Raw genomic sequence first — 12,392 nt, 5'->3', positions numbered from 1 at the left:
ACAAGCACTTCGTTGTCCACCTCGGGTGAGTCGAATTCCGTTCGTCCGACGAAATATCCACCCTCTACCCTGTCAATCAACACCCTGAACACCTTCCCTACTTTCTCTTGATTGAGCTCCAACGAGATTTCCGACTGAATAGCGAGAATTTCCTCTGCGCGGGCTTTTTTAACTTCCTCAGACACATCATCTTTCATCTGATAAGCATGGGTATTTTCCTCATGGGAATAGGTAAATACCCCTAATCGATCAAAGCGCATATCGCGCACCCATTGCTTGAGCAGTTCAAAGTCCTCATCGGTTTCACCGGGAAAACCCACAATCAAGGTAGTGCGCATGGCAATGCCCGGTACCCGCTCGCGAATCGTTTTTAGCAACTCCACTGTTTTTTCACCGGTAATACCGCGGCGCATGGCTTTCAGCACGTTGGTTGATGCGTGCTGCAAGGGCATATCCAGATAGTTGCAAATGTTGGGTTTGCTTTTCATCACATCCAGCACATCCATCGGAAATCCGCTTGGGTAGGCGTAATGTAGACGAATCCATTCAATTCCTTCAACCTCTGATAATTTAGCGAGCAGTTTAGCCAGTACGCGATCGCCATAGAGGTCCAAACCGTAATAGGTAAGATCCTGCGCGATAAGAATAAGCTCCTTTGTGCCTTGAGCTGCGAGCTTGCGCGCGCTTTCCACAAGCTCTTCCATGGGAGTAGATCGGTGTTTTCCGCGCATGAGTGGAATGGCACAAAAGGCGCAGGGGCGGTCGCAGCCCTCGGCAATTTTAAAATATGCGTAGTGCACAGGGGTGGTCAGCAAGCGCTCGCCCACCAGCTCATGCTTGTAATCAGCCTTCAGGGTTTTGAGCAGACGGGGCAACTCGCGGGTTCCGAAGTAGGCATCCACCTCAGGAATTTCCTTTTCAAGGTCGTTCCGGTATCGCTCAGAAAGACATCCGGTTACATATACTTTTTCCACCCAACCGCTTTTCTTGGCCTCAGCGTATTGCAGGATGGTGTCAATACTCTCCTGCTTGGCGTTGTCAATAAAGCCACAGGTGTTGATGATTACGATTTCCGCATCATCTGTTTCTGACTCGTGGCTCACGTCAAATTTATTGGCGCGAAGCTGAGCCATCATGACTTCGGAGTCAAAAATATTCTTGGAGCACCCGAGGGTGACTACGTTTACCTTGTTCTTTTTAAGCGATCTGGTTTTCATTTTTCAGCTTTGGTTCAGTGAATTCGGGCCTCTTAACCGAAGAGTGAATCCACAAATTCACGCCTATTGAACACCTGAAGATGGTCAATGCCCTCTCCTACTCCGATGTACTTTACAGGAATTTTGAACTGATCGGAAATGCCAATCACCACTCCACCTTTGGCTGTTCCGTCAATCTTGGTGAGAGCCAGGGCACTTACCTCGGTGGCCTGTGTAAACTGTCGGGCCTGCTCAATGGCGTTTTGGCCGGTGGATCCATCCAGCACAAGCAATACCTCGTGCGGTGCTTCTGGCAGCACTTTTTTCATGACCGTGCGAATCTTGGTGAGCTCGTTCATGAGGTTTACTTTGTTATGCAGACGGCCGGCGGTATCCACAATCACCACATCGGCCCCCGACGCCATGGCAGACTGAAGGGTATCGTATGCAACCGAAGCCGGATCGGCACCCATGCCCTGCTGAACCATAGGAACCCCAACGCGTTCAGACCATATGCGCAATTGATCCACAGCCGCTGCCCTGAAAGTATCGGCAGCACCGAGTACCACTTTCAATCCTTTTTGTTTGAATTGGTGCGCCAGCTTACCAATGGTGGTGGTTTTTCCGACGCCGTTCACACCTACCACCATAATCACGTATGGGCCATCCACCTTCGGGATGGAAAATTCTACGGCGTCATCATTGTTGTTTTCGGTTAGCAGCGACGATACCTCATCGCGAAGAATCTGGTTGAGTTCGGATGTACCCAGGTATTTGTCGCGGGCCACACGCTCTTCGATTCGCCCTATAATTTTGAGGGTGGTTTCAACGCCCACATCAGACGTGACCAACACCTCTTCCAGGTTGTCGAGCACCTCATCATCTACGTGCGCCTTTCCTGCAACGGCACGCGCAAGCTTGGAGAAAACGTTTTCTTTTGTTTTCTCGAGTCCCTTGTCGAGGGTCTCTTTCTTTTCCCGCGAAAAAAAGCTGAATATTCCCATGGCTACCTGAAACGAAACAGGCTTTCTCCTTTATTTGGAAAAAGCCTGCTTTTCAATGAGGTTGAAACTGATATTAAGAGTTAAACCAACCGTTTACTTCGTCGTTGGTTACAATCTCTTCTTTAAAGGCGTAAGCTCCGGATTTGGGAGACTTCACCATTTTAATCACGCGGGTGTGGTTTTTTCCACCACCTGTTTGCAGACTTGCTACTGTTTTCTTTGCCATGATTCAATGTTATTTAATCTCCTTGTGAACCGTCATGCGCTTAAGAATGGGATTGTATTTCTTAATCTCCATGCGATCGGGAGTGTTCTTACGATTTTTGGTGGTAATATATCGGGAAATTCCGGGCATGCCACTTTCCTTGTGCTCGGTACACTCGAGAATAACCTGAATTCTGTTTCCTTTTCCTTTCTTGGCCATGACGTCTTATTTTTCGGTGTAGTAGCCTTTTTCTTTGGCGCGCTTGAGTGCCTCCTGGATACCCAATTTATTGATGGTGCGCATACCAGCGGCCGAAACCTTCAGCGTAACTTGCTTGTTGCTCTCCGGCAATTGGTACGTTTTTGTGAACAGGTTGGGCTCAAAGGTACGCTTGGTCTTCACATTTGAGTGTGAAACCTTGTGGCCTACCTGCCGCTTTTTTCCTGTGATTTGACAAATTCGAGACATCGTATTCTGATTTTTCAAAATGGGCGTGCAAACTTCGGGTTTTTATTCGAGTTGAGCAACCCCAAAAGCGAAAAAATATGCTGCCATCACTCTTTTGATTTTTTTTACGCCGTTTTCTCCTGAAACGGATCGGCTCATAATCCGGCTATGAGGTGCTTCCGAAGCATATTTAAGGCAAACAAGGAGGCCACCCTAATATTGCGCGACCGGTTTCGTCCGAAAGTAAATCGCTCTGCCCGACTTCCGGCTGCTGAGCTGATTCCAATCCAAACCGTGCCAACCGGGTTCTCTGGCGTGCCCCCATCGGGCCCGGCAATGCCTGTAGTGGCCAGAGCAACATCTGCACCGGTAAGTTTTCGAACACCGTCTGCCATCTGTACTGCTACTTTTTCGCATACGGCGGTTTCTGCATCTATCACCGCCTCATCCACTCCCAATACACCCGATTTCAACATGCGATGATAGGAGATTACCCCTCCCAGGTAGTAATCAGAACTTCCTGAAACAGAAGTAATCATTTCGGAAAGATACCCCCCCGTACAACTCTCCGCAACCGCAAGGGTCATTTTCCGCTCCCTGAGCATGGCACCCAATACTTCAGCAATTCCGTAATCACCTCGTGCAAAGACAATATCACCCAAGAGTTCTTCCAGTCTGGAGGCCTCAAGTGTAACACGTTCCTTCATCTCAACAGGCCCACTCACACGCAGGCGCACCATGCCCGATGAGGGCAGGTAAGCCAGCGAAAGACCCTCTGATCGAATACGATCTTCCCAGTCCTTAATGGTATGTGCAATGCGCGACTCGCCTACACCAATGGTTTGCACCACTTCGTAGTAAAAACCGCCGTTTCCGTATAGCCTGCGAAGCCTCGGTAACACCTGTTCACGCATCATGCCTTCCATTTCGTGCGGAACCCCGGGCATAGAAACCACCACTTTGTTGTTTTCCTCAAACCACATTCCCATTGCTGTACCCCTGGGATTGGGTAAAATATCCGCTTTCTCCGGCAAATCAGCCTGTGCTTCGTTGGCGGGCAACACCGGAATGCCTTTTTCACCAAAATACCGTCGGATGGCAGCCAAAACCTCTTCGTTTCGAACGAGTTTGGTATTGAAAAAGGAGCACAATGTCTCTTTGGTAATGTCGTCGCGGGTGGGCCCCAAACCTCCGGTTACCAGAACCACATCTGCGCGTTCTGTACACTCCTTCAGCGCCGAAAGAATATGATCCCTGCTATCAGTGATGGTTACTACCTGCTGCAGGCTGATGCCGGCCTCATGCAACTCCCTGCCCATCCATGCTGCGTTGGTATTGATAGTTTGACCCAACAACAGTTCATCACCTATGGAAATTATCTCGGCTCGCATGTGTCAAAGGTAAGCAATATTGATGCGGCCAATGGATGTACTCAATACTGCGTTGATGCAATTACTACTTTTGGAAAATGAAAGTATCTCGACAAGTTACTGATGGGCAACTCGCCGCCTCAGAGTTGGTGCTCACCGAAAATGGTGCCGTGTATCACCTCAATCTTCATCCTGATCAAATTGCATCCAACATCATTGTAGTTGGCGATCAAGGCAGGGTTGAAAAAGTTTCGAAATACTTCGACCACGTAGATCACCGGGTTACCAACAGAGAGTTTGTTACCCACACAGGCAGGATTGGCACAATGCCCGTTTCGGCCATGTCAACCGGTATTGGCACCGACAATATTGACATCGTGCTGAATGAACTGGACGCACTCCTAAACATCGACCTTCAAAACCGCACTATCCTTCCGGAGCACACCTCCTTGAATATTGTTCGCCTCGGAACCTCCGGCGCACTCCAACCGGATCTTGGAGTAGATCAGTTTCTGCTTTCTACCCATGGCCTGGGCTTGGATCAGGTGCTGAATTACTACCAGTGTGAGTTTGAAGAAGAAGAAATGGAGTTACGAAACGCTTTTCTCGGGCACGCAAACTGGCCGCAGGACATGGGATCTCCCTACGTGGCGGCAGCGGGCAAAAACCTCTTTGAGCGCATTGACGGCCCCGAAATGAACCACGGCATTACCGCCACGGCATGCGGGTTTTATGGTCCGCAAGGGCGAATGCTCCGTATACCCACGCGACTGCCCCGGCTCAACGAACAACTGAGCAGCTTTGCGCACCGCGGTTACCGCATTACCAACTTCGAAATGGAGACCTCAGCCTTGTATGGACTGGGCGGAATGCTGGGCCATCAAACTGCAACGGTTTGCACCATCATCGCCAATCGTATGCGCATGGAATTCAGCCGTGATTACCACGCTGCCGTAGACAGAATGATACGCGTGGTATTGGAGCGATTAACATCAGGCTATTGAAAAAGGAGCTCTATGGGCGAACAGGGTGTGCTCTGCCGCGTTGTACATTCGTACTATGAATGATGGTTCGCCGCTCAAGCCCGAAGAGATTGATGCCCTGCTCAACCTGATTGACGACCCCGACGATCAAATTTACACCCAGGTTCGCGATCAGATAGTATCACTGGGAATTTCGGTAATACCCAAACTTGAGCTTTTCTGGGAAGACCAGGAACCGGGCGATGTGTTTCAGCAGCGCATTGAAGACATCATCCACGAAATTCAGTTCACGTCGGTTGAGCTGAGCTTGAAGGAGTGGTACCAAAGCGGTGCCGAAAGTCTGCTTGAAGGTGCTTTAATCATTAACCGCTACCAATACCCCGAGTTGGACGAATCAGAAATCCGCGAAACCATTGCGCGTGTTCGTCAGGATATCTGGCTGGAACTGAACGATAACCTCACAGCGTTTGAACAGGTTCGCGTGATGAACGAAATCATCTTTAACGTGCACGGCTTTAAAGGAAACAAGAAAAACTACCACGCACCGCACAATTCCTATCTGAGCCACGTTCTGGAATCGAAAAGAGGCAACCCTTTGTCATTGAGCATGCTGTACATCATTTTGGCAGAAAGTCTTGATGTACCGATTTTTGGTGTAAACCTACCACACCATTTTGTGCTTGCCTACGAAGACCGATTTAACATATACCGCGAAACCGACACTGCCAACAAAGAGCGCAAAGTGCTTTTCTACCTGGATGCATTCAGCAAAGGCATTTTACTGAACAGGGCCGAAATTGTGCGATTCCTCAAGCGGCAAAAGCTGGAACCTAAACCCGAATACTTCATGCCGTGCGACAACAGTGTGATGATGGTTCGGTGTATTCACAACCTGATTTTTGCCTATCAGCACAGTGGCGAGGAGGCCAAAATTGAAGAACTCAAAAAGCTGTTGGCAATCTTTTCGTCCACTTGAGGATGTTTAGCCCAGGAGCGCACTTACAATCTTTTCTCCGGCATTTCCCTGCCCGTACCATCCTTCGCTAAAAACCCCCTTTTCGGAAGGAATATTCTGCACCGCAGCCAGAATTCGCTGCTTATCGGCACCTGCGAGTTGGTTGTACCCACCTTTTACAAGTTCGGTCCACTCTGTTTCATCGCGTAAGGTGATGCAATACTTACCGAGGAAGTAAGCTTCTTTTTGCAATCCACCACTATCGGTGAGAACAAATTGGCAATGACGAAGGAGTTGCAGGATGCGGAGGTAGGACAAGGGCGGGTGGGTGGGGAAAACAAAGCGCAGTCCGAAGGACTGCAACCGCTGCCTTGTCCGTGGGTGCAATGGCAGTACAATCTCAAAGCGGCGAGAGATTTCATTGAGGGCATCAACAAGTTCTTTTAGCCTTTCGGGATCATCAGTGTTTTCGGCGCGATGAAGGGTACAAAGCACAAAATGCCCAGGTACTGGTTCGATGCTTTCATTTTTAGCACGCTGAGCGTAATAGCGAACCGCGTCGTACATCACGTCACCTGTATTCGCCACGATTCTCGGAGCTTTATCCAACCCTTCATTCGCCAGGTTCATCATAGCCACATCAGTAGGTGCAAACAACCAATGAGCCCTCTTATCCGTTTCTATACGGTTGTGTTCCTCGGGCATAGAGGCATTGAAACTCCGCAAACCCGCTTCTACATGAGCAAGTGGAATTTGCAATTCCTCGGCTGCCAAAGCACCCGCAAGTGTGCTGTATGTATCGCCGTAAACCACCACCACATCTGAGGAAACAGATTGCATCAAAGCAACCAACGCCTCGCGCATGGTTTGGATCGTGCCTTCATTGCCGGTTCCATGAATCCCGAGATTGAAGTCGGGTTGTGGAATTTCCAACTCCTCAAAAAAGACAGCCGACATATTGGCATCAAAATGCTGACCGGTGTGAACGATGATTTCGCGCACTCCGGAATGTGCCGCCAAAGCTCTGCTTACCACAGCGAGCTTCACAAACTGAGGACGAGCTCCGATAATCTGAAGGATGGTGCGTGACATAATCAGGATAAAGGAACAAATTTCAGGGTTAGCACTATCCTGAAACTATCTGTAAGTACTATCGGTAATGTTGCCAATACCACTCAATGGCTTTTTCTATACCCTCGCGAAAATTAAATTGGGGATTGTAACCCAGCAGGTTTCTGGCTCGAGAAATATCCGCCAGTGAGTGTTTCACATCACCCACACGCTGGGCGCCATGGGAGATATCAACCCCCGCAATTTTCTCATCGAATTTCGCGAGCTCTGCTTTCAGAATTTTCACAAGAGAATTCAAGTCAGTGCTTTCGCCAAACGCCACGTTGTACACTTTGTTTAGGGCTTCGGGGTTCTTGGTGGTAAGGGCGCAAAGGTTGGCGTGAATCACGTTATCAATGTAGGTGAAATCACGGGTTTGTGAACCATCGCCGTGAACCACCGGGGACTCGTATCGCATGAACGCCCGGATAAATTTCGGAATGGCTGCTGCGTATGCTCCGTCCGGATCTTGACGCCTCCCAAACACGTTGAAATAGCGCAACCCTATGTTTGGCAAACCATGCAGCTTGCCATACACATCCGCATAGAGCTCGTTTACGTATTTAGTTACCGCATAAGGAGATAACGGCTTCCCGATTTTATCTTCTACTTTGGGCAGTCCAGGGTGATCGCCATAGGTTGAAGAGCTCGCAGCATATACGAAGCGCTCTACTCCGGCTTTTCGGCTTGCCTCAATGATGTTCAGAAAACCGTTGATATTGATTTCGTTGGTTGTAATGGGGTCGGCAACCGAACGAGGCACAGAACCCAATGCCGCCTGATGAAGCACCCAGCGGCAACCTGCAACAGCGTTTTCACAATCTTGCTGAATGCGAATGTCACCTTCCATCAGCTCGAAGTTGGGGTGCGCCAAAAGCTGTTCAATATTGGATCGCTTTCCGGTGAGGAAATTATCGAAACACCGCACCCCGGCCCCCAGCTCAAGGAGGGCCTCACAAAGATTGGAACCGATAAACCCGGCCCCACCCGTTACCAAAATGCGTGTTCCGGCAAAGTCCATCCGGTTGTTACTTGGCGTAGTTCACTGAGCGCATTTCGCGAATCACAGTTACTTTGATTTGACCAGGATAGGTCATCTCATTCATGATGCGCTGCGAAATATCAAACGAGAGCTGTTCTGCCTGCTGATCAGTCACTTTTTCAGACTCCACCATCACACGCAGTTCACGGCCGGCCTGAATGGCAAAAGACTTGGTTACACCGGGGTAGCTGAGCGCAAGGTCTTCCAGATTTTTCAGACGCTGAATGTAGGCCTCAACCACTTCGCGACGTGCACCGGGGCGGGCTCCTGAAATGGCATCACACACCTGAACGATGGGCGAAATAAGGCTGGTCATCTCCACTTCGTCGTGGTGCGCACCGATGGCGTTGCACACGTCGGGTTTCTCTCCGTACTTCTCAGCGAGACGCATACCCAAAATGGCGTGCGGCAATTCGGGCTCATCGTCAGGTACTTTTCCAATATCGTGCAATAGACCTGCCCGTTTGGCGGCTTTGGTGCTCAGACCAAGTTCTGCAGCCATGGTTGCGCAAAGATTGGCAACCTCACGGCTGTGCTGCAGCAGGTTCTGGCCGTACGACGAGCGATATTTCATGCGGCCTACCATGCGAACCAGCTCCGCATGAAGACCATGGATTCCAAGGTCAATACATGTGCGCTTACCGGTTTCTACGATTTCGTCTTCAATCTGGCGGGTAACTTTCTTCACCACCTCTTCAATCCTTGCCGGGTGGATACGACCGTCTGTTACAAGCTGGTGCAATGAGAGTCGCGCAATTTCGCGACGAACAGGGTCAAAGCAACTCAGGATAATGGCCTCCGGCGTGTCATCTACAATAACCTCAACGCCGGTTGCAGCTTCTATCGCACGGATGTTTCGGCCTTCACGTCCAATGATTCGACCTTTGATATCGTCGTTTTCGATGTTGAAAACCGACACTGAATTCTCAATGGCATGCTCCGTTGCCACGCGCTGAATAGACTGGATTACAATCTTCTTAGCTTCCTGGTTGGCTGTGAGTTTTGCTTCATCCGAAATCTCCTTAATCATGGCCATGGCCGCGGTCTTTGCTTCATCCCGCAGAGCTTCCACCAATTGATTTTTCGCTTCTTCGGCGGAGTAGCCCGATAGCTTTTCAAGGGCCTCAACCTGGCGTTGATGCTCTTTACGCAGCTCTTCCTGCTTTTTGTTCACAATCTCGAGCTGCTGGTCGAGGTTGCCGCGCTTTCGCTCCAAATCTTTGTTGAGCCGGTTCACCTCTTCAGTCTTTTTGTTGAGCTGCGATTCACGCTGCTTGAACTTGTTTTCAGACTGCTGCAACTTTTGGTTGCGTTCATTGATCATTTTCTCGTGCTCAGCCTTTAACTGCAGGAACTTTTCCTTGGCCTGCAAAATGCGGTCTTTCTTGATTTGCTCGGCTTCTTTCTCTGCCTCCTTGATAACCGCCTCATTGCGCCGTTTCAGCAAACCGTTCAGCACGAGGTAAACGACCAATCCACCGGCTAAAACTCCGGCAAACAGGCCAATTACGGCATAAGTCATTTCTCCCATTTTTTCCTTCTTTAGTTTAAAACCCCTGAAAGGAGAAGGGCAAACGCATCGCTTATTTCATGCAGGATTCCAGCTTTTTACGCAATACTTCAACCTGTTCATCCATCTCCACATCGGTTGTTGGCGGTGGTTCCTGTAGTTTAGCAGACATCTCCAAAGCTACCATGGCGAGGTAGTCCTGAATGTCATTCACAGCGTATTGGTTCTTGAGCTCGTTAATTTTCTGGTCGATGTACTTAGCCGCTTTGCGCACTATTTCCTCCTCCTGCTGTTCCACAGTAAGAGGATAAACCCTGCCGGCAATACTAACCCGTATAGATAACTCGCTCATCTGGATGTTCCTACGTATTCAACAAAGCAATGCACTTGTCAATCTCTCTTACCATATCGTTGATTTTGAGCTTTACATCTTTGCGATGTTCACCTTTGGGCAACGACGAGGTCAGCGTCATTAACTTGTGTTGTTCTTTCAGGTTTTCAACTTCTGCCTGCATGCTCTGAACAGCCATCTCTTTGGTTCTCAACTCTGCCCTGAGGGCATCATTCTCAGCTTCCAAATCAGCCAAACGCTTTCCGATTTTATCTACAAGATGGTTTAAATCAGAAAGTTTATCGAGCAATTGTGACATGGTAGTTTTTTACCTGATCATTTCGTGCACAAAGGTAGCACAGTGAAGCCACTTGACCAACTTCAGAATTTATCATCAGGCACAACATTTGCACCCGCATTTGTTGAAATCTGTGTGAGCACCAATGATGGCGACCCGCAGCAACACTTATTTTTGCTAACACATGTTTAAGATACCTTTCAGTCATTTGGCAGTTATGACAGCCCTGTTGTTCGGGGCTTTTTTTTGGTCGGTGCCCGCCAGTGCACAGCCCGCTCATTGGCCGGTTGATTATTTTTCAGCTCCACTGGATATTCCGCTTTTCCTCTCAGGGAATTTTGCAGAATTGAGAAGCAATCACTTCCACTCAGGCATAGACATCAAAACCCAGGGGGTAGAAGGAATGAATGTTGTCGCAGCGGCAGAAGGTTACGTATCTCGTATTCGCATATCTCCCTATGGCTATGGAAATGCTTTGTACATCGACCACCCAAACGGCTACACCACTGTGTATGCTCACCTCAAAACACTCAGTCCCAAACTGGCGCTTTTGGCACGTGTAGAGCAATACTCCCTGGAATCTTTTGAATTGGACCTCAAACTCGAACCCCATCAGGCACCCGTAGAGCGGGGCGAAGTTATCGCCAAATCGGGCAATACGGGCGGATCGGGCGGACCACACCTGCATTTTGAGATTCGAGAAACAACCAGCCAACTCTCTTTGAACCCCTTGCTATTTAACTTCGCAATTAAAGACGATATTCCTCCTATTGTCCGAGGGCTGCGCGTTTACCCGATGAGCGACTCCAGCACTGTGGAAGGAAGACGTGACGACATGAGTTACGTGGTAGCGGGATCGAACGGAAAGTATACACTCAAAAATCAACAAGTTGTTCGCGTTTTTGGACCTGCGTCTTTTGCCGTTCACACCTACGACCTGCTCAATGAGTTTCCCAACAAATGCGGCATTCACCGAATCAGACTGTATCAAGAGGATGAACTGATCTTTGAAAGTCAGTTAGACAGTATCAATTTTAACACTTTCAGGCAAATAAACACCTATAAAGACTTCAGGCTTTTTCATCTCAAAAAATGGCATTACCACCGAAGTTATGTAAGCCCATACAACGACCTCACCGTATACAAAACTGCTGTGAACAATGGTGTTGTACATCTTCCGCACGGACGGCATAGCTTCCAATACGTCGTCAACGATTCATACGGCAATGAGTCCACTCTGCAGTTTCAGGTTGAGTGGTTAACACAAGCTCCTGCAACTGTTCCTACTGTCGGAAAAAAGGTGAAGGATGTTTTTCATCACGACCGCGAAAATGTTTTTGAAACGGATAACCTGGCACTAACCATACCTCCACAACGGCTGTATGAAGACACCGATTTCACCTATGCCGAGGGTGCCAAATTGTGGAACTCACTTGGCCCTGTTCACCACATTCACGATGGAATGGTGCCTGTGGATAAGTGGTTCACTTTAAGAATGAAAATTGACGATATTCCCGAAGAATTGGAGGAAAAGGTATTGGTAACCGCAGTAACCGGGGGGCAATACCACAAGGCCAAAGGTGGACGTTACAAAGATGGATGGGTTACCACAAGACTGCGCGAGTTCGGCTCATTCACGGCTCGCATAGATACGGTGCCGCCTCGTATCAAGCCTATGAACATCTTCAATGGGAAGAATATGGCGGGAGTTCCGCGCATTGACCTATCTATTACGGATGACCTCAGCGGCATCAAACATTTTGAAGCACGCATTGATGGCGAATGGATCTTGATGGAATACGAGCCCAAAGCCTCTCGGATTACACACCACCTTGAGAAAGGCCGATTCAAAGGCACCCGTGAATTGGTGGTGAAAGTAACCGATGAGCGCAACAATGTAGCTACCTATAAAGCGAGCCTAAACTTCTGAGCGTTTTTTTC

Annotated in this window: 14 protein-coding genes; 3 read left to right on the top strand and 11 right to left on the bottom strand. The window is 48.9% G+C overall.

The features are described 5' to 3' along the window. From rimO to EA392_09575, 6 genes are all read right to left on the bottom strand, one after another. Positions 1-1,217: 30S ribosomal protein S12 methylthiotransferase RimO (gene rimO / locus EA392_09600; protein TVR38719.1), on the bottom strand; the 1,217-nt coding region annotated here is incomplete at its 3' end. 32 nt (positions 1,218-1,249) lie between these two features. Further along, on the bottom strand, positions 1,250-2,200 hold the full coding sequence (gene ftsY, locus EA392_09595) for a signal recognition particle-docking protein FtsY (GenBank protein ID TVR38718.1): 951 nt from the start codon (positions 2,198-2,200) through the stop codon (positions 1,250-1,252). A gap of 73 nt (positions 2,201-2,273) precedes the next feature. Further along, positions 2,274-2,426 (bottom strand): DUF4295 domain-containing protein, encoded by a 153-nt coding sequence (locus EA392_09590; GenBank protein TVR38717.1) that lies wholly within the window; start codon positions 2,424-2,426, stop codon positions 2,274-2,276. A 9-nt stretch (positions 2,427-2,435) separates the two neighbouring features. Further along, positions 2,436-2,624: a 50S ribosomal protein L33 gene (gene rpmG / locus EA392_09585; protein ID TVR38716.1), complete on the bottom strand. Its 189-nt coding sequence runs from the start codon at positions 2,622-2,624 to the stop codon at positions 2,436-2,438. A gap of 6 nt (positions 2,625-2,630) precedes the next feature. Then, entirely contained in the window at positions 2,631-2,873 is a 243-nt protein-coding gene (gene rpmB / locus EA392_09580) for a 50S ribosomal protein L28 (protein ID TVR38715.1), read from the bottom strand. Positions 2,874-3,007: 134 nt separating this feature from the next. Continuing rightward, positions 3,008-4,243, bottom strand: coding sequence for a competence/damage-inducible protein A (locus EA392_09575; protein TVR38714.1), 1,236 nt, complete (start codon positions 4,241-4,243; stop codon positions 3,008-3,010). Between the two features lie 77 nt (positions 4,244-4,320). Between EA392_09575 and EA392_09570 the strand changes: the two genes are divergently transcribed. Together EA392_09570 and EA392_09565 are read left to right on the top strand one after the other, a co-directional pair. Beyond that, entirely contained in the window at positions 4,321-5,226 is a 906-nt protein-coding gene (locus EA392_09570; GenBank protein ID TVR38713.1) for a phosphorylase, read from the top strand. A gap of 55 nt (positions 5,227-5,281) precedes the next feature. Beyond that, positions 5,282-6,181 (top strand): hypothetical protein, encoded by a 900-nt coding sequence (locus tag EA392_09565; protein TVR38712.1) that lies wholly within the window; start codon positions 5,282-5,284, stop codon positions 6,179-6,181. 6 nt (positions 6,182-6,187) lie between these two features. Here EA392_09565 and EA392_09560 read toward each other — a convergent pair whose 3' ends face one another. From EA392_09560 to EA392_09540, 5 genes are read right to left on the bottom strand one after another with little or no spacing between them, the layout of a single operon-like run. Then, positions 6,188-7,252: a UDP-N-acetylglucosamine 2-epimerase (non-hydrolyzing) gene (locus EA392_09560; GenBank protein ID TVR38711.1), complete on the bottom strand. Its 1,065-nt coding sequence runs from the start codon at positions 7,250-7,252 to the stop codon at positions 6,188-6,190. Between the two features lie 58 nt (positions 7,253-7,310). After that, complete coding sequence (locus tag EA392_09555) at positions 7,311-8,291, bottom strand: SDR family oxidoreductase (protein TVR38710.1); 981 nt, start codon at positions 8,289-8,291, stop codon at positions 7,311-7,313. A gap of 7 nt (positions 8,292-8,298) precedes the next feature. Further along, positions 8,299-9,843, bottom strand: a complete 1,545-nt coding sequence (gene rny / locus EA392_09550; GenBank protein ID TVR38709.1) for a ribonuclease Y — start codon at positions 9,841-9,843, stop codon at positions 8,299-8,301. A gap of 52 nt (positions 9,844-9,895) precedes the next feature. Next, positions 9,896-10,174, bottom strand: coding sequence for a cell division protein ZapA (locus EA392_09545; GenBank protein TVR38708.1), 279 nt, complete (start codon positions 10,172-10,174; stop codon positions 9,896-9,898). Between the two features lie 10 nt (positions 10,175-10,184). Continuing rightward, a complete protein-coding gene (locus tag EA392_09540; GenBank protein TVR38707.1) occupies positions 10,185-10,472 on the bottom strand; it encodes a hypothetical protein in 288 nt (95 codons plus the stop codon). A 163-nt stretch (positions 10,473-10,635) separates the two neighbouring features. On the opposite strand from EA392_09540, the gene EA392_09535 reads away from it, so the two are divergent. Next, positions 10,636-12,381, top strand: coding sequence for a M23 family metallopeptidase (locus EA392_09535; GenBank protein TVR38706.1), 1,746 nt, complete (start codon positions 10,636-10,638; stop codon positions 12,379-12,381). The last annotated feature ends 11 nt before the right edge of the window (positions 12,382-12,392 follow it).

The organism is Cryomorphaceae bacterium (genome assembly GCA_007695365.1).
Taxonomy (GTDB): Bacteria; Bacteroidota; Bacteroidia; order Flavobacteriales_D; family SKUL01; genus SKUL01.
Note: the sequence above shows the minus strand (reverse complement) of the source record. Positions and strands in the feature narration are given on the sequence as shown.